Below are 20,747 nucleotides of genomic sequence, written 5' to 3' on the forward strand. Positions count from 1 at the left end.
CTACTTTACCTCCGCTTTGTACTGGCTCCCGATACGGTTGGCCGCAGCGATTGCCGCTGCAACCTGCTCCACTGTGACCGGAAACGGCATGGAATGAATCGATTCCTCCAGAATGCAGGCCTTTGCAGCTACTTCCATGAGTTCTTCCTGACTGATATGATCGACGCCGATATCAGCCAAGCAGACCGGTAAACCGACGGCTAAACAGAAATCAAGTACCTGATGTAATTCTTCCGTCGGTGCGTTTTCGAGCACCAGCTGTGCGATCGTGCCGAACGCAACTTTCTCTCCATGATAATAATGATGCGTGCCTTCCAAAATCGTGAGTCCATCATGAATCGCATGGGCCGCCGCAAGTCCGCCGCTCTCGAAGCCGAGGCCTGAGAGTAAAATATTAGTTTCAATGATATTCTCGAGTGCTTGCGTAACCTGGTTTTCATCACATGCCGCTTTTGCTTTGGCACCGTCTTTCAACAGCATTTCATAGCATAGCGTTGCAAGTGCAATCGCCGCATTTGTACCTACTGCTGGCACACACTGTCCTTCGCGTACTCCATTAGGCAGTCCGGCATTGACCCTGGAGTAAGAACGGGAGGTCGCACGGGCTTCAAAGTAAGTTGACAGTGCATCACCCATACCTGACACAAGGAATCGGGTTGGTGCATTGGCAATTACGGTGGTATCGACTAATACGACACTCGGACTTTGCTTAAAATAGGCGTAATCGTCGAAAGCACCTTCCGGAGTGTACAGAACGGCCGAGTGACTTGTCGGTGCATCCGTCGCAGCAATCGTCGGACAGATGATAAGCGCTTCCCCTTGAGCTACGCATTTCGCCGCGTCGATCGCTTTCCCGCCGCCAAGACCTACGATACAATCGCATCCGTTTGCAGTAGCAATTTCCTGAAGTCTGGATACTTCCTGTCTGGAACACTCACCCATAAAACCGCTTTCAATAAAAGTCACGTTATATTTACCCAAAGTGGAATCAAGTTTATCTTTTACCCGCGCCACGTCGGCAGGATGCGCAATCAGTAAAGCGGATTTGCCGAAGGTGCTCACATAGTAACCCAAATTCAACAATTCATTTTCACCTTGTACATATTTGCTTGGGCTGATAAAAGCTTTTCTCATCTATAATTCCTCCTTATGATTGTGTTGGCTTCGTTCTGATTAAAACTATAACCGAACCATGTAAACTTTACATTGGAGGAATCAAGGAATATATTATAATCTACAATCGTATTTTTTTGCACTAAGGATCACGAATTGTACTTTTTTGTTATCGCTTACAGGATAATTTACTATTAAGGGATGAGATCTTGATACGTGAACATTTGAGCATCCAGAAAATCTTTGATTTAAAAAAGTGGGAGCAGTTGCAGGATTCATTAGCATCCGTTACCCAATTAGCTATTCTTACCGTCGATTATAAAGGGAATCCCGTAACTAGCCACAGCCAATGCCAATCGTTCTGCAAGAAGGTTCGTCAGAATGAGAATCTCCTTCCCTACTGCCAAAAATGTGACTCTCGCGGTGGACTTGAAGCGGTACGTTCCAACAAACCTTATATTTATCTCTGTCATTATGACATCGTCGACATCGCGGTACCGATCATTATTGACGATAAGTACATCGGCGCCGTCATGGCAGGTCAGGTCCGCTTAGCCGATCCTTCGAGTGCCCTACAGCTGGAGCAAATCCTCACGTCAAAAAATGAAAAACTGTACAGTTCCAAATGGGAGGAACTTAAGAACGACTACGCCGATCTGCCCTCCATGACCTATCAGGAAATTCAGACGATCTCCAACATGTTATCCTTACTGTGTAATTATATTGTTGAAGAAGCGATGAACAAAAATCTCCTCGCAGTAATGTTCGAGAAGGCGTCGGCCACACAGTCCACTCCGCAGTTGTCCGAGATCCTTCCTGGCTACTCGCTGGAGCATATCGAAAACCTTAAGAAAGAAATGAATAATTTCTTAGCAGATGCCTATCTGAATTCCTCAGAAGATGTGGATATTCCGTGCGGAAATCCCGTACTCAAACCCGCCTTCGAATATATCTTTGAGCACAAGGGTGAAACTTTTTCTTTGAAAGCCATGGCTGACTTGTGCCACATTAGCCCAAGCTATTTTAGTCGGCTGTTTGCCAAGGAAACGGGTGAGAACTTTTCCAGCTATCTTTCCCGCTTGAAGATTAGATGGGCGAAGCAGTTGCTCGAAGCTACAGATATTCCTGTATCTCAGATCAGTAGCGAGCTCGGCTTTAATGAGCCGGGGTATTTTATCAAAATATTCAAAAAGTATGAAGGCACAACGCCCGCGGTGTACCGAAAGTATTACAAGGGATAAAACAAACGAAAAACAGATGATTCACGGGTCTAACGTCACCATGATCATCTGTTCATAATTTTCTGCCCAAGCTACATGTTCGTGTGTACTTATCAGGCTGCCTGAGATTGTGTTTTGCGCTCAATCATCATCCCCTATTTATCAGCAATTTTATAGAGTGTTTTTTTATCTTTACTGTAGTGTTTCTGACTGATCCTGGGCGTTCGTTTCATTGTGCATGGATTCCGATTTTTTCTTGCGAAATAATTTGGCAAAAAACTTGCCTATCACGCCAAACACACCTGCACAAGCAGCACCAATAAGTAGGATAACCTTAATTCCCGCGCCCTTAAAAAAAGCAATGAGTAATGCCAACAAGCCTACTTTTTTAGCTACTGCCAAGCCTGCTCCTCCCAAAATCAATCCGGTCAGGCCGTATTCGGAAATTTTGTCCGTTGAAGCATTAAAATCCTCGTACCGCTCACCTGATTTGACTATCAGCTTGGGTAATATGTTCTCATTCAAAAACTTCTTATCTGCGTCCAAATGCGCAGGATCGGACACTAATATTGCAGAGATATAACCCTGACGAGTGAGCAATCGAACATTATAATTGATCAGTTTTTCCTTGTTCCCATCCTCCGCCAGCATAGACCAGGTTAGATTATGGGTCCCTTCATTATAAAAAGGCTCGACATCCCAGCCCGTAACATACAAGCGATCACTTTCCGCTTTTTCCTTGTTACTCTCTTCCGTCCCCTCTTTATAACTATCTAGAATGGCATCCGCATCGATATCTTCTTTTTCATCATCCTTGATGTGTCCAAGTTCATCGTATTCAAAAACAACTTCCCAATTTTGATTTTCATCTTTCGGAAATATACTCCCAATCTCCTTACCAGATGGCTTGTCATGATTCATCTCGCTTGCCTTTGCTGTGTTAGCTGCATCCAAGAAAAGAAGAGATGAGTCCAGTTCAACCGTAGCCATTTTTCCCAAGTCTACCTTTCGGCCGCCCTCAATCCAATTTAATTGTTCATTAGATGAGGCCCACGCGTTACCCCCACTGAGTAACACCAGACTAAGCGCCAACAGCGCTCCAAAAATCGTTTGGCCCCATTTCATTTTGTTACTACATCTGTTATCTAGTCTCTTGTTCAAAACTCATAACCCCTTTTTTAAATTCCAATATCTCCCGTGTCCCCAACCATATTAGCCACTGCTTCATATTTTGTCAATTCACAGTAGCGAAGGGAGTTTCCGAGACTTAATACTCATTTTTATACATATGTATGCAAATATTCTAATCTAATCGAACTGAATTAATAAAATGTGAATGAGCGATAAGAAAAACTCATAAAGGACAAGCACAATTGCGCAATAGCACTACTTCTCCGTTCCAGTTTCCTACTTATGAATACCTAAAAGAGGCTTATTCCTTGATACGACAACCCCGTTGACTTCTAGCTTAATTTCGAACAATCTATCCAGCATAAAAAATGTCGAATTTCATCAGATTAAGGAATGCATAATTCATCTAACAAGAGACTTTAGTCTTAGTGACTTTTCACCTGTTTTTAGACATATGTCAACTTTTTTATTTAAAAGAATGTATATGCTTTCATAGGGTTGATTGATTAGAAATAAGCTAATTATTGAAAAGCTCCCATACAAGTTTACTGCTTGTTTTGGGGGCTAGGGGCTATTGACCAATATTTGAATGAGCACACAACTGGTCATTCTCTACAAGTAAAAAACTTATTCCTCTCATTTTTCGAGTGAAATAAGTTTTTTTGTTTTTTAAGTATTTGTTTAAGTTTGGTACAACGTTCTACTTGTTGATTGTATCTACAATCCCTTAGTCAAAAAAAGTAAACAAAAACATTACTTTTTTTAAGCAAAGTAAGCAATAAGTTTTCCTTCGTCTGGGTAATCACCATCCCACCCACAAGGAAAACCACCAGCCTTATAGATTCTAAAAATTTGTTCGTAAAAATTTTCAATCTCACCATTTATTGCACGATTTATTGCGCAGTTTCTCAAATCTACTACAACACTTTCAAAAAAATCACTATAAGAGTCCGTTATTTGACTTCTAAGACCATCAGCTATTAATCCAGTTAATTCATCCAAACCACTAGGTTTTTGGGAAGAATCTAATTTATACAACTTCCCTTTAACTTTTCCCATTTCAAGTTGTCTTATATCAGACCAAGTATATTCATCTTCACCGAAAACTTCAGTAATGGCTAGCCTTTTCGCCTCTTCATATTGATTAATTGTAACAATATTTTGAGGCCTCTCTGTTTTTGGAAAATCCATCATAGAATTTGAGAATTGAATAACCTCTTCAACCAAATTACTGTGTATTCCGTACTTCATAACTTATCAAACCACCTTTCCCACAAATCTATTGTTGCGCCCCCGCCTCTGTCCCAAACAGGCTTAATTTTATCTTTGTTTTTAGCTCTGTCAAGTAAATAATCATCCATACCTTTGGATTTTATTTTTTTCAATTCTTTTTGTAGATAATCATCTGTCATATATAGTGGTAGCCCTTTTTCTTGAAGCTTTCTCAACTTTTGTTGTAAATCAAAAACTTGCTTCTCAATAGTGGCTATATCTTGGTTTATATCTATTTTATTAAGTTTACTCTCTACAAAATCGCTATAAACTGAATGATAACCTTGATGCCTCGAGGTTGAACTCGTATATTTATCTGGAACGCGAAGGAAAAAACCATTGGAGGCATGGTCCATATCCATTCCTATTTTTTCAATAACAGGATGTTCGTTAAACTCTGCTGGAATAACATGCTGTGCTTGATAAGGAGTACGCTTTGTAGACCTGCGTAACCCCATCTCTTCAAACATATTCTTACCTAACTTCGTGGAGCTTCCCCCCGTTACCTTACCAGGGGTTCCCGGAATCAATCTCTTAGATTCGACAGTCCCATCAAGCTTTTTCGCCGCGCTCTCTTCCATTTCCTTCATGACCTTGTTGTAATTCTTCTGCACATCTGTCTGTGGAAGTGGTCCGCTGTCCATCTTATTAACGTGCGGAACTGGCGCTCCGTTGGCTGTGGCCAACTTCCCGGGGCTGAGGCCGTCTGCCATTTTACTCAGCTGCTCATTGAACTTCTGCCCCAGTTTACTGCCGGCCTGCTCCAGCTTGGTTACAGCTTTGCCAAAGCCTGCCCCGACTGCATCTACACCTTTGCTAATCCATTGCGGTGTAACTTTGCTGCCTACTTTTTCAGCGAATCCGCCAATGGCCTTGCCTACTTTGGAATCCAGTACGCCCACGGTGACAAAACCCAATCCCGCGTCCTTTGCTACTGAGCCCCAGTTGATCTTTTCACCACTTAGCACCTGACTCGCTAGATTTTCCGCGGCATTTGTGACACCGCCGATCGCTGCTTTCCTCAGTAAGGTTCCCCCTACACCGAGAGGGCCAAAGATTGCTCCAGATACCGCCCCGATTCCCGCTTCTTTCAAACCGGTCAGGGCATAGTCGCTGAAGTCGCTCACTTCCCCTCGGGCGATATCTGATGCGGCCAAGCTTGCTACACCCAAGCCACCCGCCAGCAGCGCTCCTCCGGCTACCGCTGCAATGACCACCGTACCCGCTCCAAGCGTCGCTACCGTAATGGCTGCTACCACGGCTACGGCTGCCACAACCGCCAAACCGCCCAAAATATTCATCCCCAGCTTGCCCCAGTTAAACGGTTCAGGGGGTGGCGGCGGTGGAGGTGGCTCGCCTTCCTTCGGTTCATCATCAAACGGCGGGTATGCAGTTCGGTCGCTACCGTCCGCCCAGACGTTTCCTCCCAACACGTGGTATTCGTTTTCTACCGAAAGCCCCGTGCTTCCTCCCGTTTGATACGCCATGACCTGGCTGGTTCCGTCAATAATGATTTTCTTCGGCGTATTCAGAATGATTTCTTGCTCTGCTTCTAACGATAACTTCCTGGGACTAGTTAATTCAATTCCAGTAGCATCGTCCAGACTCATCTGCAATGTCCCACCCGGATCACCCATGATATGGATGCGACCCGGTGCCATTTTCAGCTCACTTCCATGCTCCGTTCCAAAATATCGATCATTAGGATTACTCGTTTTCGCGCAACCGTCTCCATTTGTACGAACCGCACCCAAAATCATTGCTCTGGAACCCGACGCATCTGGAAAGTACAGGCTTGCCTGTGTTCCCACCTTCGGCATGCTGTACATCGCACTTCCCGTTGGGGGAGCGAACGGATACCAATGCGGCTCGGATACCCCATCATCCTTATCAATCGCCAGCCGCAGCTTCACTTCCTCTCCCCGTACCGCAATGACCTCTCCTTCCAGAGAAATTCCGATTGTTTTGGGATTGGGGATGAAATCACTGCGAATGCCCTCTGCGCGGGCCAACACATAACTGAATAGCAAATGCCCCTTTTCCATGCGGCTTCGCAATTCAGTTACAATCATTATTTTCTGGCGAAATTGCACCTCGTCTCCAAGAGCATACCGTTCTCCGCTTTCAATCTCGTATTTGAAAAAGTCGGTATCATGTAGCCCGGCTGACTTTCCGCCTGCCCGCTGATAGCCCTTTAAATCCTTACTTGCCGTATATGGCGTATCCTTCCGAATTGTTCGCTGGGTGCCAGCAGGCATGCCGAAATACAGCTTCGGCGATGCGGACTCCCATATGTCGCTGACCACCACTGTATGTAAACGGCTCGCCATCCGTTTCATAAACTCCCAGTCGGTTTCATCATACTGTAAAATGGCTTCGCCTACCGACTGCTCTCCGGTCTGGTACAAGACATCACTTCGCTCATAGCCTTGAGCAAGCTTATTCACTAACTGTTTATATGTTTGTTTTTCCTCAGGAAAAGACCGCTTTCTTTTGACAATATCCAGCTCAAATGAGCCACTGATTCCTTCCAGTGTAAGTGTATACACTCCATTATGGTTCTCAACTTCTACCGTATGGACGACACCCTTAAACAAGCTGACTTCCTCTTGTCCATTCTGCGCATACACATGTAGCTGATCCTCTGAGGTCGCATTCAGCGCAGCCGTGGCATGACTCGACTCCTTACAAATGCCTGTGAGTGTAATACGCCCATGCTCACCCGGCTTCCACTCGATCTGAACATCCTTTAAGACCTGAATGGGGTAAGGGGAATCTATTCGAATCTGATCATATCCTATCATGTTTTCAAACCTCCCTTCCAGCTACTCCTCCTGCTGGCCATTCGTATGAAATTCGATAAATCCATGATATAAACAAGTCTGAAATGAAGAGGTCGTCAAGGCTGGCTGGCCTTCCACCTTTGTCGGTTCTTTTGTGTTTTTCCACTTATCCGTCAGCATTGGTAGGCATGGCTTCCCTGAGATTGTGGAGCCATCTTCGGCGATCAGATATATAGTCTCGGCACTCGGCTGTTCTGGACTGGTACAAATTCCAAAATGAGGGACATTCTCAGGAGAATAATCTCCTTCATTCATCATGGGTTTACCGTTAACATAAGCCCCGTGGCTGTTCGGCAAATTGATCTTTCGAGGATGCGTCCCGCAAGTGCAACGCATACAAGCCCCCCGTACGACATAATACTCATTGTCTGACATGTGCCCTTTCCCTCCCTATTTCACCTGAATTTGCTCCAAAGCGATCCCGGTATAATCACGCCGCAATATACTTTCCGCAATGTCCAAACGGACGATGATCATCGGGATAGCACTCTCCTGGATTCTAAATATCTTGTGGCCCCGAATAGCATCTGCACGTAATACCAGCTTTCTAAGCACACTTTGATCTAAATTCCATTCGCTTTCTGGATGTACTGCTGCAAGCCGCTCCACAAAAGGAATATAGTAATTCTTCTGTATCCTCTGTTCGATCTGAGTAAGTATCGTTAATTTCATAGGCATCTCCGGCACATAGGCCTGGACAAGGCGTTTTAAAGCATCTGAAATGAGTGGGATGGGACCTTCTAGATAATCAATAAAAATACTTTCTGCATCTGCCTTCACGTGAAACATCAATGGCTTGACAATATCCTCCGGCTGCAAATCATACAGCTTCCACGGATCAATCGTTTCCATCACCTTTTGTAGCGCAGGAACATGGGTATACCGCACATCCTGTTTTAAGAGGAAATAATCCATGAAGATTCCTCCTTTCGTGTCTCAGCTCCCTCACTACGCGTAAAACGGCACAATATTTCGCTATCATCTCGATACTCTCCAGCAAATATCGTGCATACATTTGCTTTTGGCATCCTTTCTAACGAAGGGGAAGCTATAAAAACTGGCATCTGGCTTTTCAAGAACTCTACAGTGAGCAGATGGTATTTGACCGCCTCAATTTGTTGAATTTGTTCAATATCCATCGTCGAGATCTTACGGGCATAATCTGATTTAAGCTTTTCCAGCTTAGTCATACGATTGAACAGAGGCTCGAAAACAAAGTCTGCCGACCATTCCACAGCGCATTCAGTCTCATCCAGAAACCAATTTTCATCATAGGCATCTAGACGATAAACCGCTTTATTTTTCGCAACACGAGTTCTGAGCAAGGAGATATAAATATATCGAATATCCCCCTTACGACCTTGCTCGTGCTGAAGGGTAGCGAGCTGGCATAGCGACTCTAGAGCTGCTATAAGCTCGTCTTCAATGGCTTGCTGGCGCGTCAGAAAGTTGTTTTCAATAAGAGCCAAATCATGTATCCATTCCGTAAATACGTGCTTTTCCAGCAAATCCTGCAACGCAGCATCCCGATCCATGAGCTTCATTCAATGTTCACCTTACCCCCGGTTAATCTCACATCGTCCATGATGTCGAGTTTGGCTCCGGATTGAATAAAACTTACGCCTTCTTTCCCCTCCATAATAATTTTCGCTCCCCCTGTAATTTGGATATCTTCCTGAGCAGACAGGGTTATTTTTTTGTTACTATTAATTTCGATCCCGCCTTCATCCGTGAGACGCATGAGCATTTGCCCACTGTTGATAATTTCTACTGCACCAGGCTTGAAAACGACTTGTTTGCCGTATTTGGTGCTGATACTTTTAACCGCAGGATCACTTCTTTTAACAGGATCAGAGGAGGCAAGATCGACAGAACTGGCGGCAAAAGCATGCTGCTCCCGTTCATCCGGAAAGTACAGACGAATTTGATCACCTGCTTCCGGCATAACATACCAACCGCTGCCATCAGGAGAAGAATAAACCGTAGAATAGGGAAACCACATAGCCCCGGATGCAGTCGAGCCTTGATCAATTTCCAGCTTGATTTTTACTTTTTCTTTGGAAATATCAATTACCTTGCCAAACAGAGAGGCTCCTGAAAGATCATAGGCATAGACGGTTGGGCATTTTAACCCATGTGCATCCCGTAAAATGTAACGATTAACGATCAGATTTCCTTCCGTGGTCGTCTCCGCCCTAGCTATGTAAAGCGTTCTTCTATGAAAAATGACGGAACTGCCCAGCTCTAGCACTTTGTTGCTGGTCACTTCATAACTCAAGCTGTTAGACTCACCGTATTCCGGCAGTCCGTTACGGGACATGAGCTTGTGCTCCTTCAAGTCTTTTTTTATGGAATAGTTATGTTCGTTCAGCGGTTGAGGGGCACTAGAATGGGGGATACCAATCACATATTTCAATCCTTGTTGCATCGTAATTGGAATTAAAGCAGCATGCAGCCGAGAAGCAATTCTTTTGACAAAAGCCCAGTCCGTTTCATTGTATTGCACTAACAATTCACCGATAGCTGCGCCATGAGAAGCCTCGTCAATCACTTCTGCATCAGTATATGAACTTGTAACATGCGAAAATAGATTGTTATATGATTCCGCTGTTTTTTGGAATGAACGACGTTTGGGGCGAATGTCCATTATTAAGGTTTCACTGCTAGCCTCAATCGTAAGCTCGCATACTCCGTTTACAGCTTTTACAGCAATATTCGTGACGATTCCCTGAAAAAGCCGGATCTCCTTGCCTTCACTTTTTAAGAAGACTTCGATGTGCTCATCTTCATCTGCTTTTTCTACGTATTGATCCAGCTTGTCCTCCGAAACAATTCCACGTATGCAGAAGCTCACATGTTCGTTTAACTGTTTAATGAGATGGATACTTAATACACGTTGAAACTGATAAGGGGCCACCTGAACATCTGCTGTGGTGTAAATGGGGTTACTCATTCATATCCCTCCTTTTCTGCCTCGTCAACCGTTTGAATGGTGCGTATCATCTGTAGGGCGACATCCCGCCATTCAGCATACTGCTTATACGGACAACAAAATGTTCCCATGACCGTCTTTCCTTCCAGCTCAAAGTAGAACATATTGTGGTAGATGGGCTGGTCCAGCGCAGGACTTTTAAAGTCAAAATAGCCAATCTGCTTACCATGTACCTCTTCTATTTTTTCTTCATAAAATACATGGGCAGGATTCATATTTTTCATCATTGCCTTCATGCCAGAAGTGAGCTGTTCCACCCATTCATCTTGTAGCGTCTGGTCCACCCGATTCAGGGTAACATCCACACTGCCCAAATCATTCGTCAAAATCATTTCTGGACGTTGCTCATGAGGATATTTAATCTTTTGCAAATGCTTGGGCATTGGAGTAAAGATAGAGGGGACATGCATTTTCAGCCGATCCTTAAAGAAAGACCGCTCTTCAAACACATAGGATTGACCGTCAATGATTATGGGTCCTGCTAAAATATTGTTAGGCCTCTTCAGCTTCTCCATCTCACGGAGCTGATCCAAAATCTTTTCATCCTCATATTTCATAATGCACACTCCTCTACCTGATTTTCTAATCCACAATCATCCGTCCGGCTCCGCCGCCCTGCCAACGGCCTGCTGTTCGTTTTCCACGTCCGGCGCCTTCTAGAATAAGAACTAGCTGTCTATGCAACTGAGCATGAGAATAATCTCTGTATTCCGCACCATTTCGGTTTGCGATGTAATGCTGAATGGACTCCCTGTCTACGGCTTCTGAGTTCAGGCATATGAGGGCAAACATACAATCCATCGGATCGGATGCACCACTTTTAAGCAGCTCGGATGCGAAGTAGCGCATCGTCTCCGGGCGCAATGTACTCTGCTTCAAACCCGCAAAAGGAGCATGGATATCACTCCATGTATTGAATTCCGTTGCCATGTCGGCAAAATCCTGATAATCCGAGCGAAGCACGGCTCCCTCTTTGAGCTTGAATCGGCCCAGCTCCATCTCATCCAGACCGATTTCTGCCTCATCCTCCAGCACGATATCTGCATGATGGGCTGTGAAATCCGGGCGATCTGTTTGCTCCAAAAAGAGCAGCTTCAACACCGACAGCCGCCCTGTGGCCGCATACGGCACTTCCTGCTCCTGCTCCAGCAGATACAATCTACCCTTGTGCTTCACGATGCCTCTACCAATGGTTAGCGTGTACTCCCCGACAGTTACGTTCATTCCTGTAATGATGCCATCCGAATAATCCTGATACCGGATATCGAGAAAGCTGCGGGGGTAGTCCCGCAGGTTCTCTAGCATCTCGGTTTTGAGAATACGGCCTTTCTCGAACTTCGGCACGATATGGGTTAACATGTGGTTTCCTCCTCTCCGTGCCGATTTCGGCACAAGTGTCGCCCGGCACCTCAGTAATGACATTGCGTAGCAACGTTATGCGCCAGCCGGGTCGCTCTGCGACGTCATTACTGCTCTTCTTTATTCAAGGGAACGGACAACCGATTCACACCGGGTGCAGGAGCCGGGACAGGCATCTCTGTCAGCGATGGATTTTGCTTAATATACTCAGAGTAGTCCAGCCAATTTTTGTTCACCACATAGGTACGAGCGATTTTGTCATGCAGCGCCTGCTTTTTTTCAGTGAAAGCTGCCATGATATAGCCTACAAATATAGTGACTAAGCTAATGATTTTACCCCAGTAGCGGGCGTTGGCCCGTCCGAAAGATATTTTTTCATTATTTTCATCCGCAACGACAATCCCCGCAGCCAGCTTGCCGACCGTTCCTCTGCATTTTGATGATTCCATGATGGTGTGGTAAAGCCAATCCAATAAAAGAGGGCCAAAAATAATAATAGCTCCCAAAATTCTCACCGACACATCGTCTAAGTGTGAAACAAACTCCGAAAAATTCGGCATTTTTACGAACGCAGAGACAAACCCTATCGTCACAAACGGCAACGTATCAATCAAACGAATAGTCACAAATAAAATAGTATAATCTAGCAAATGGGCTAAAAATCTTTTCCAAAAACCAGCGTACATCCTACTGCTCCTCCTGTTTAAAGCCTGCTGTTCATCAGAATCTTTGAATCTGTGTGCCAACCTAAATGTTACATTCCAGCTCCGCGCCCAGCCTGCTCACGAAGGATATAATTCAGCTCGCGTTTGTCCACAACGTAGGTACGGGCAATCAGATCGTGGAGAGCCTGTTTTCTCGCCGTAAAGGCTGCCATAATAAAGCCGGCGAACAAAATGATGACTGATAGAAGCTTACTCCAGTAGCGGGCACTAGCACGTCCAAAGCTGAGCTTGTGATTAAACTCATCTACTACAACGATGCCGAGAGCCAGCTTGCCCACCGTGGCTTTGCATTTCGATGATTCCATAAGCGCATAATATAGCCATATAGCTCCCCAATTCAGCAAGGTCTGTCCTATTACTTTCATGGTAACAATAGAAGACGATCCGTCTGAGAGCAAAGAGCTTTCTGCCGGAGACGGTACCCAATCCCCTAAGGTCCGAATTACCATCCAGATCAATCCAAATATTAAAAATACAAACCATAGAATAAGGCCATCGATGATATAAGCCAAAGTTCGTTTCCAAAAACCTGCATACAGCACGTTATCCCCTCCAAGTGTTGTGTACTTTTCTAATTTCAGCATTTTGCAAAACCCTTAATTTACTATTTCGTGCCGTCAAAGAAATCCAGCTCGGAGAGATCATTCTCGAAGGCAAAAAAGCGTTTGGGTCCCAGATGCAGCAATTCATCTCGGCGAGTAATCGGCACTACATAAAAGCCCCAGCGGCTATCTCCGACAAAAACAAAATATTTCGTTTCCCCATTACGGATGGAGTCCGTATCATCCTGCGGGATATCCCGCCCGTACAGCACTGCAATTTCCTCATACGGCATGGGTTCAAAAGCTTCTGGCCGACTACGATACACATGGCGCTGACGCAGCTTGCCGCCGTCGGCCGTCAGGAAGAACTCCACCTCAGCCGCATGAGACGGCCGGGAAATAGAACCGCGTACCCGATTGCTTTCCAAACTTGCAATCAGCTCCTTCTCGCGTCCCGTATGCGTCCATGCGCTGACCGTGTACGGAATAGCCGGAATATGATTGGTAATGACAGGCTCAATCGTGCCCATTTTTTTAGCGTTCAGGTAACGGATAGCCCCGCGCAGACAGGCCATTTTCAACTCAGGTACCCGGCTGAGGTCCTCTGCCTTTTGACGAAACTCAATACTGCGCCCCGGTACAAATTCCTTGAGTGCTTCGCGAAATACGTCAATCCGGCAGGATTGCCCGGTTAGCTTGATAATCGAATAATCCTGCAAGCGTCCCTCCAGATAAAACTCATCCAGAAACTTGCGCACAATATTGTAGATGTCCGCCTTAAGAAGTTGCTGTATTTCCCGAATGTTAAACACCACATCAGGCAAACCATATTCATCACGAAACCGTCCGTTCTCGATGACTGAAACCAGCCAACGGTCCATCACTGCAATGTTCAGGTCGCTTTCAGCAGATAATACCTGCTCGGATTCGAAGCGGCTGCGCAAGATCCCCGTACGTAGAAAAAATTCCTTTTTCATATTTTCTGCCGCGCTCCACAATAGATGAAAATTACTCAGTACCCGCTGATATTCATCCCGTGTAGCATGCTCATACTGTTTGAACGCGGTAGGCAAGATGGCCTCTGCCTCTCGGTAGCGCTCCTCCAGTCCCGCATATACAGCATCTACACCAAACTCATCCACATGACGGTACAAATCTCCCGAAGGAATGCCGATCAGGGCATCAATATCGGTGTCAGGCAAACGCGTCTCGGCAGCATAATAACCTGCAAATACAATTTTCATAAACTGCATAATCCGATACGTCAGATTATTGCCGCCAAAGTTGGTATCCCCGTTTTCATATGTTGTGTGAATATCCAGCTTGTAAGCAATACGTCCGTCCTCAATTCGGAATCGGCAGGAAGACAAATCTGTCGTGCCTCCACCACAATCAATGACAAGTGCCTGATATTCTTCACCATCCGCAAAAGTCCCTCGTTCCATCTGGTCTGCCAGCGTGTTGTACAGCACAGCCAGCCCTTCGTCCAGCGCATCCTCCGCTTCAATCTGGTAATCAGGCAAAATATCACTAAACATCTCTATAAACTGGGGCTGTAGCTTGACTGGAGCAGAAAAGTGCAGGTTGCGGAACCGACACTTAAATTGCTGCTCGGCTGTAGCAATCACATAACGGATAAAAGCAGCTAAAATATCACTGCGGGAAGCGGTTGCTGTATTCCCCTCGGAATCCATTAATTCCTCAATTCGCTTATAATCGTTGACCCACCGCTTGATCCCCCGCAATACTGTTGCACGGCTTCCTGCCACGTCAGATCCACGTAGTGCATCCTCCCCAAATACATAAAGGATATGTTCTGGATTGGAGCAATCTGCGACGCGAATAGCAGTCGGCAATACTTCGATCCAGTCGCCTTCTGCCCCTTCTGGGCCGGGGAATGACACATAATTGATGGCGTTCAGCCTTACTGTGCTGCTCATACCTGTATCAGGAGCCGTAACGTAGGAGCTATCCAAATAAGCACCTGCTGTGGTGTTCGAGGTGCCAAAATCAATCGCAAGTACCGCATCTGTAGTTTCCGTGCCCCGAATGATCAGCTCTGCCACCGGAATCCGGTGACCTTGAAGCTTCAGCGGCAGCATTGGCTTATCTCCATAGTAGAGGTTATAAAAATATTCTGATTCCTGTCTTCGCAGAAACAGCAGGCTATAACTATGATTGGACGTCTCTCGCAGTTCAGCATCACGATGACGAGAAAGATAATATACGCCTGTTCGTGTCTCATCCTTCACCAAATTCAAAACACCGCACAGTTCTCCTGTTGCATTCACCAGCAGCACATTAGATGAGCTCAGCCAAGGCAAATCGGATTCAATCCGGTAGTTGTCCATGCGACCTGTGCGTACACCCTGATACAGCGTGATTTTGGCGGGAACCCGGATGCCGCTGCTCTCCTGCCGACGGTCGTTCCAGTTTCGCTGTAGTGCCGATTCCATGCGTTCAAAGCCGCCAGGATTTGGCCTTGTGATGAGTAAATGCTCTTCCGCGCTCCGAAAACGTAAAATCACGCGAATCAACTCTTCACGTGCCAGGCGATTGGCAAAGCCCTCGACCAGTCGTTCCTTATCGCATATTCCACGTAACTGAAAGGTCGTCATTTGCTCCAATTCCGCCCGCGTGTATTTCGCCGTGAAGCGTATGCTTTTTCGATCGGTGAGCGGGTCTAGCAACCTGTATGTATAGGGTCCGTTCATCGTTCACATGTCCTTTCTTAGCCATTTAGCCTTAATAGAGGGCGATAGCGTCTATTTTCATCGTAGGATCTTCCTCCAAAATGCCGAAATGACTTGTCCAATACAATTCCGTCGTAAAACGTGCCGGAAGAAACAAATCCAGAATCAAATCCACTTTAATCCGTGACAATGGTGTCTCCTCTTGGCCGATATAGATGAGCAGTTCGTCTTTTTCCTCACAATTGGTGTAAATGATTGAGCGATGAAAGACGCGCCGCATCGTTTCTTTTAGCAAATGTACGGCTTCTCCCGTCTCATACAGGCGCAGCAATCCTTCAGCAATCGCGTCCTGATCCTCACGGTTTAATTGTCCAAAGCCTTCCTTTACCTTCGGGCCAAAAATGCCCTCTGCAATATCACGCTGAACAAACCGGATATGGTACTCCCGCCGATTCATCCCTTGATACAAGTCCATTTCCGCCAGGAAATGCATCATAATATCAAATAGCGATTCTCTCAGCTCTAGATACTCTTCAGCATCCGGTGGAAACAGATCCCGAAAAATAGAATAAAAGCGGTAGTACGGATTGATTTCCACTACCTGCTCCAAATGGGAAGTATTCAACTCTGCCAGACTAAGCTCCATATACGGAGAGTAGCTGACAGCGGGTACGAAGCGGAATTTATCTACATCCAGCCCCTGTTCCCTCGCGCGCATGAGCAAATCCCAGACGTAATTCACACCCATTCTCCTTCACACTTGTACTCCGGAAAATACATCTGCACTTCTGATACTAGAAAGCTCATTAAATCGGATAAAATATAAGCAGGCGCAGTGGGCAAAACATCGTCAGAACCACGTCTGAACCCCAAACGCATGATCTGCTTGCCTTCCTCTGTCCGTACGTTATCGCTGACAAACGGATTTAACGGATACGTCTGGGTTTTGGTTAAAAGGTTGCTTACATCATTTCTCCCTGCACCTCCCCAGATGTCTACACGTTCCAGCTCAAGCCCCTGCGCTGCTTCAAACGAGTTTACGATGCGCATGATTTCCGCTTTGGCACGGACAATCACGGCCTGTTTTCCTGCATAGCGGCCCAAAAAGCTGTCCTGTCGCCGATTGGACAATAACGGATAAGTCTGACGACTAAGTCTCGTTGTAACAGGCTTCGTAACCTTCAACACATTCCATTCGCCAGACTTATCACGTGGTGTGACAATCGTCAGTTCCTCTTCTGTACGCTTGATATACCGGATATCGCCTTCAGTCCCGTCAATCAAGTAACCATGCTCAGGACCTGTTTTTCGCAAAGGTAGCACATGCTCATAATTCACACGATCCATAGCGGGTATAGGAAAGCCGCTGTTCTTTAGAGATAGCCTTTCAATGTTCCAAAGCGGAAAAACGTCACCCTTCTTAAAACCGTCGAATTCCTCCAATGAAATTGTAATTTCATGAATTTCTTCATGGGCGGCCGGCTCGCCGTCTCCACCAATCAATACACAGTCCACAAACTTATAAGCGTACGGGTGATTAATTGTTTTCCACGGCATGCCATTTTGCATAAACGTGTGATATAACTGCTCAATCTCTAAAATATAAGAACGGTTATGCTCCAGACGAAAACGAATCGGATAATTGCCGGTTTCCGTGACCAACATTCCTGAGAAAATTCGCTTGCTGCGCACCAGTGCTGAGATTCGTTCGGTCTCCATCTCAAGGAAAAGCGTAAACAGCGGCATCGATCCGCCTTCGCGTACCACCTCTGCCACATGGCTGATGTCAATCTGCTTTTCCTCCGTATCCGACGGTAACACAGGATATAAAAATTCATGAATCGGGTCATAGTCCTCACGCGATGTCAATGACACGTACACATCAATCTTTTCTTCCGTATTCTCAATTTCCTCAAATACCCGCCGTTCTAGCTGGCGGGTCATTTCTTCCTGATATTCGACGAGGTTCATAAATACCCCCGCCATCATATTTTTCAGTAAACGTCTCTGCTCCAAATCGTCCATCTTGCTCAAACGGTCCTGTACCAGCTCTTTCACGACGTCTCACTCCTTTCCGGCTCCAGCTTCATTGAACATGAAAAACTTAACTTCCGTTCGCAGCAGCCCGATCTTGGTTCTCTGAATCAGACGCTCCTTCTGCTTTAGAAGCGGAATCAGCAGTTCCTTGTTCTTTGCTGGTGCCCGCCTTGGCCGAAGAGGCATTTCCATCGCCCGTACCGCTATTTTTTGCCGCTGAAGAGACTTCCTTCTTCGCGGGTGTAGTTCCCGCTGAAGCCGTTGGCGTAGCCTTCGTTTGCGATTCTGCAGCAGGGGTTGCAGCAACGGAAGCTGAAGCATTACTCGCTGCGTCCCCTGCGTCCGTGTCGTTCAACGCTCCGTCAGACAATCCCAATCCAACAGGAAGCTGACCGTTTTTCTGCTGCTCAGCGCCCTGCTTTTCCTCCGCCTTGGCTATGCTCCGCTCCAATGCCAGAACACTTTCGAGCTTATCGATCTCCTGATAAATTTCCTGTGCCCCGCTATAGGCATCAATGGCTCCTTCATAATCGAGATCCTTCATCATCCGATCTCCTTTAGCCTGAAGCTTGCCAGCTTGAATCTCCTTGAGCTGCTGCTGAATAGCTGTCAATTTATCGTTGGCCTCGGTAATTTTCTTCTCCAGTTCTTTTTGCGCAGACGTATAACCGGATTCCATCGCAGCCTTATTTGCTTTTTTGTACAGCTTGAGTGCATTCGTGTAATCGCCGCCCTGAAATTTCATATCTCCGTCCTTCATCCAGCTCGCCGTCTCAGCATAGCTGTCCAGTTGGTCGATTTTATGCTCAATATCCTTCACATTGAAAGGCGGGTACAGACCAGCGCTTTTCCGTGCTTTCTCGTAGCTGGCTTCAGCTTTGGTAAAGTCCGCCTTTTCCACATAGCCGTCTCCGTCCACCAGTAATTGAGATAGTTTCTGCTCGGCTGTATATAGTCGCTTATGAATCTTATCGTTAATTTTAACCGCCGCGTTTTTCGCTTCACTGTAGGACTTGAGTGCCTTCGCATAATCTCCTGCCCTGGCGTAATCATCCGCGGCCTGTGCCGATTCGACCATCGTTTCCAGCGCAGCCGCCTTGTTCGCTGCCATACGTGCCAGTGTAATCCATGCTCCCCCGCCCACGATTACAAAGGCGAGCAACGCAATCAAAATCCGTTTGATCAGCTTACGGCGGTTTTTAGGCTTTTCCTGAAAAACTTTATTTACATAAATGGCCGCAGCCGTGTAATTGTTCACCGTCCGGTGCTGTTTGCTTAGCAGAACCTCTTCCAATGTGTCCGTCAGCATGACCGGATCCTTCGCTTCCTCTAGCGCCCCCAGCATTTCCGCCAGCTCAACGTCCTCCCACATCCCGGATGTGGCGAGCAGGATTACATCTCCATCTGCAAGCTGGGTCTTTTTGGCGTAATGGGCATGAACTCCATTCGGATTTCCCAAGTATTCCAGCAGATTACCTCGTTCCTCATGTGTGCTGGTCGCTTCGTCTGGAATGCGTCCATCATCTGCCAATGACTGAGCCAGACTATGATCCTTGCTGCGAAAATTAAGCCTTCCATTGCGAAAATGATATAGCCGCACATTACCGCACGAAACGTACACCATTTTGTTGTAGTTGGTCACTACCATCAGCAGACTGGCTTTGAGCCGAACACGACGGCTTTCAAATTGCAGCCATTCCTGCGCTTCACGCAGATCTCTCATCAAGCGCCGCTTGGACATGGAAGGCTTCTCCATGAAGTTTTCAAGCACCGTTTTGACAACCATTTCTGCGCTGCGCAGCTCCTGATCCGAATCCAGACCGTCTGCGAGGACATAACAGGCCATGTCGTCCGTCTCCATGAATGCAAAATAGTCCCGGTTGTCTATGTAAGAGCCCGCTTCCGACACAAAGGCGGTACTAAAATCGCTGTTGTCCTTGCGCATCGCTACCCCCGTCTTTCTTGTTTCATCCTATCGCCAAAATAAGTACTGTTGCATTATCCTGACTTTTAAAGCCTTTATCATTAATGGCGTCGATCATGGCATCCGCTGTTTCCTGCGGTGTTCCACCCTTGCGCATAATCTCTTCCAATTCAATCTCCGTCAGCGCCTCCTGAATGCCATCGCTGCACAACAGCACATGATCGCCCGAATACAGACGAATCGGTGCACTCCCCAGTTCCATGCTCTCAAAGCCCTCATAGCCCAAGTAGTTGACCAGTTGATTGCGCACTGGACTCGTTTTGGCTTCCTCCGAGGTCATTTGTCCAGCAAGCACTCGTTCCTCCAGCAGTGTTTCTGCTGTATGCTTGGAATTGACTGTTTGGAAATGACCATTACGGTAAATCGTAATCAGGCTGTCACCCACCGCTCCGTAATGCAGCTGATATCCGCACACAATGACCGCAGCCAGCGTCGTTCCTCCACCCTGTCCATTCAAATTTTGCAAAATGCCGCGATTGCTTTGAGTTGCCGCTTCTGCAAAATAGCCGTTCAAATTCGTTGCATCTTCCAGCTTGGCAAATGCCTTTGTAAAAGTCGTCACAGCCAAGGTACTGGACATACGTCCATTGGCCAGTCCACTAATACCGTCTGCGACAACAGCCAGCGTACCGACAGGTGTCGTCATACTGGAGAAATAATCATCCTGCTCGCTCCGGCTCCCGATCGTTTGACCATTTCCGATTTCAATTCCACTTACGGTACGGCTGCCGGAACTTCGCGTCAGTCGTATACGGATCATGAGAAGAACAGCGAATAGTACCGCAGCTCCACTTACAACAAAATAAGGCTGCATATCGTTACCTCCCTGCACCATT

At 46.3% G+C, this 20,747-nt stretch carries 18 protein-coding genes; 1 reads left to right on the forward strand and 17 read right to left on the reverse strand.

Going from position 1 to position 20,747, the window contains the following annotated elements; translation table 11 throughout:
- Positions 1-1,134: a glycerol dehydrogenase gene (locus ACYCS5_RS04540; protein ID WP_459760887.1), complete on the reverse strand. Its 1,134-nt coding sequence runs from the start codon at positions 1,132-1,134 to the stop codon at positions 1-3.
- A gap of 188 nt (positions 1,135-1,322) precedes the next feature.
- Here ACYCS5_RS04540 and ACYCS5_RS04545 point away from each other — a divergent pair, with 188 nt between their 5' ends.
- Positions 1,323-2,354: a PocR ligand-binding domain-containing protein gene (locus tag ACYCS5_RS04545; RefSeq protein ID WP_459760888.1), complete on the forward strand. Its 1,032-nt coding sequence runs from the start codon at positions 1,323-1,325 to the stop codon at positions 2,352-2,354.
- Positions 2,355-2,525: 171 nt separating this feature from the next.
- Here the strand turns inward: ACYCS5_RS04545 and ACYCS5_RS04550 are convergent, their stop codons facing one another.
- The 16 genes from ACYCS5_RS04550 to ACYCS5_RS04625 form a co-directional block, all read right to left on the reverse strand.
- The gene (locus ACYCS5_RS04550) at positions 2,526-3,458 is read right to left on the reverse strand and encodes a DUF2167 domain-containing protein (RefSeq protein ID WP_459761298.1); all 933 of its coding nucleotides are present in this window, start codon (positions 3,456-3,458) and stop codon (positions 2,526-2,528) included.
- A 768-nt stretch (positions 3,459-4,226) separates the two neighbouring features.
- A complete protein-coding gene (locus ACYCS5_RS04555) occupies positions 4,227-4,715 on the reverse strand; it encodes a hypothetical protein (RefSeq protein WP_342444562.1) in 489 nt (162 codons plus the stop codon).
- Positions 4,712-7,540, reverse strand: coding sequence for an AHH domain-containing protein (locus ACYCS5_RS04560; RefSeq protein WP_459760889.1), 2,829 nt, complete (start codon positions 7,538-7,540; stop codon positions 4,712-4,714). The genes ACYCS5_RS04555 and ACYCS5_RS04560 overlap by 4 nt, the downstream gene beginning before the upstream one ends.
- Positions 7,541-7,561: 21 nt before the next feature.
- Positions 7,562-7,954, reverse strand: coding sequence for a DUF4280 domain-containing protein (locus ACYCS5_RS04565; protein ID WP_029515668.1), 393 nt, complete (start codon positions 7,952-7,954; stop codon positions 7,562-7,564).
- Positions 7,955-7,969: 15 nt separating this feature from the next.
- Positions 7,970-8,494, reverse strand: a complete 525-nt coding sequence (locus tag ACYCS5_RS04570) for a hypothetical protein (RefSeq protein ID WP_029515669.1) — start codon at positions 8,492-8,494, stop codon at positions 7,970-7,972.
- Positions 8,476-9,123, reverse strand: a complete 648-nt coding sequence (locus ACYCS5_RS04575) for a hypothetical protein (protein WP_029515670.1) — start codon at positions 9,121-9,123, stop codon at positions 8,476-8,478. Before ACYCS5_RS04575 ends, ACYCS5_RS04570 begins: the two co-directional genes overlap by 19 nt.
- The gene (locus tag ACYCS5_RS04580) at positions 9,120-10,532 is read right to left on the reverse strand and encodes a phage tail protein (RefSeq protein WP_459760890.1); all 1,413 of its coding nucleotides are present in this window, start codon (positions 10,530-10,532) and stop codon (positions 9,120-9,122) included. Before ACYCS5_RS04580 ends, ACYCS5_RS04575 begins: the two co-directional genes overlap by 4 nt.
- Positions 10,529-11,128: a hypothetical protein gene (locus ACYCS5_RS04585; protein ID WP_013311463.1), complete on the reverse strand. Its 600-nt coding sequence runs from the start codon at positions 11,126-11,128 to the stop codon at positions 10,529-10,531. The genes ACYCS5_RS04580 and ACYCS5_RS04585 overlap by 4 nt, the downstream gene beginning before the upstream one ends.
- Before the next feature lie 25 nt (positions 11,129-11,153).
- On the reverse strand, positions 11,154-11,930 hold the full coding sequence (locus tag ACYCS5_RS04590) for a hypothetical protein (protein WP_029515673.1): 777 nt from the start codon (positions 11,928-11,930) through the stop codon (positions 11,154-11,156).
- 107 nt (positions 11,931-12,037) lie between these two features.
- Positions 12,038-12,616, reverse strand: a complete 579-nt coding sequence (locus ACYCS5_RS04595; protein ID WP_029515674.1) for an RDD family protein — start codon at positions 12,614-12,616, stop codon at positions 12,038-12,040.
- A gap of 68 nt (positions 12,617-12,684) precedes the next feature.
- Complete coding sequence (locus tag ACYCS5_RS04600) at positions 12,685-13,197, reverse strand: RDD family protein (protein WP_029515675.1); 513 nt, start codon at positions 13,195-13,197, stop codon at positions 12,685-12,687.
- 62 nt (positions 13,198-13,259) lie between these two features.
- Positions 13,260-15,911, reverse strand: coding sequence for an Hsp70 family protein (locus tag ACYCS5_RS04605; protein WP_029515676.1), 2,652 nt, complete (start codon positions 15,909-15,911; stop codon positions 13,260-13,262).
- 31 nt (positions 15,912-15,942) lie between these two features.
- Positions 15,943-16,632 carry an iron-dependent peroxidase gene (locus tag ACYCS5_RS04610; protein WP_134902813.1) on the reverse strand — a complete coding sequence of 230 codons (690 nt, stop codon included), beginning with the start codon at positions 16,630-16,632 and terminating at the stop codon, positions 15,943-15,945.
- Positions 16,629-17,948, reverse strand: a complete 1,320-nt coding sequence (locus ACYCS5_RS04615) for a normocyte-binding protein (protein WP_069012495.1) — start codon at positions 17,946-17,948, stop codon at positions 16,629-16,631. The genes ACYCS5_RS04610 and ACYCS5_RS04615 overlap by 4 nt, the downstream gene beginning before the upstream one ends.
- 46 nt (positions 17,949-17,994) lie before the next feature.
- Positions 17,995-19,872 carry a serine/threonine protein phosphatase gene (locus ACYCS5_RS04620; RefSeq protein WP_318627528.1) on the reverse strand — a complete coding sequence of 626 codons (1,878 nt, stop codon included), beginning with the start codon at positions 19,870-19,872 and terminating at the stop codon, positions 17,995-17,997.
- A 22-nt stretch (positions 19,873-19,894) separates the two neighbouring features.
- Positions 19,895-20,725: a PP2C family protein-serine/threonine phosphatase gene (locus ACYCS5_RS04625; protein ID WP_069012542.1), complete on the reverse strand. Its 831-nt coding sequence runs from the start codon at positions 20,723-20,725 to the stop codon at positions 19,895-19,897.
- Positions 20,726-20,747: the final 22 nt, after the last annotated feature.

The sequence above is a fragment of the Paenibacillus sp. SEL3 genome, assembly GCF_054602585.1.

What these genes read in the sequence shown, in the direction of transcription:
- ACYCS5_RS04540 (WP_459760887.1), bottom strand. Translation starts at nt 1,134, where the DNA reads ATGAGAAAAGCTTTTATCAGCCCAAGCAAATATGTACAAGGTGAAAAT.
- ACYCS5_RS04550 (WP_459761298.1), bottom strand. Translation starts at nt 3,458, where the DNA reads ATGAAATGGGGCCAAACGATTTTTGGAGCGCTGTTGGCGCTTAGTCTG.
- ACYCS5_RS04555 (WP_342444562.1), bottom strand. Translation starts at nt 4,715, where the DNA reads ATGAAGTACGGAATACACAGTAATTTGGTTGAAGAGGTTATTCAATTC.
- ACYCS5_RS04560 (WP_459760889.1), bottom strand. Translation starts at nt 7,540, where the DNA reads ATGATAGGATATGATCAGATTCGAATAGATTCCCCTTACCCCATTCAG.
- ACYCS5_RS04565 (WP_029515668.1), bottom strand. Translation starts at nt 7,954, where the DNA reads ATGTCAGACAATGAGTATTATGTCGTACGGGGGGCTTGTATGCGTTGC.
- ACYCS5_RS04570 (WP_029515669.1), bottom strand. Translation starts at nt 8,494, where the DNA reads ATGGATTATTTCCTCTTAAAACAGGATGTGCGGTATACCCATGTTCCT.
- ACYCS5_RS04575 (WP_029515670.1), bottom strand. Translation starts at nt 9,123, where the DNA reads ATGAAGCTCATGGATCGGGATGCTGCGTTGCAGGATTTGCTGGAAAAG.
- ACYCS5_RS04580 (WP_459760890.1), bottom strand. Translation starts at nt 10,532, where the DNA reads ATGAGTAACCCCATTTACACCACAGCAGATGTTCAGGTGGCCCCTTAT.
- ACYCS5_RS04585 (WP_013311463.1), bottom strand. Translation starts at nt 11,128, where the DNA reads ATGAAATATGAGGATGAAAAGATTTTGGATCAGCTCCGTGAGATGGAG.
- ACYCS5_RS04590 (WP_029515673.1), bottom strand. Translation starts at nt 11,930, where the DNA reads ATGTTAACCCATATCGTGCCGAAGTTCGAGAAAGGCCGTATTCTCAAA.
- ACYCS5_RS04595 (WP_029515674.1), bottom strand. Translation starts at nt 12,616, where the DNA reads ATGTACGCTGGTTTTTGGAAAAGATTTTTAGCCCATTTGCTAGATTAT.
- ACYCS5_RS04605 (WP_029515676.1), bottom strand. Translation starts at nt 15,911, where the DNA reads ATGAACGGACCCTATACATACAGGTTGCTAGACCCGCTCACCGATCGA.
- ACYCS5_RS04620 (WP_318627528.1), bottom strand. Translation starts at nt 19,872, where the DNA reads ATGCGCAAGGACAACAGCGATTTTAGTACCGCCTTTGTGTCGGAAGCG.
- ACYCS5_RS04625 (WP_069012542.1), bottom strand. Translation starts at nt 20,725, where the DNA reads ATGCAGCCTTATTTTGTTGTAAGTGGAGCTGCGGTACTATTCGCTGTT.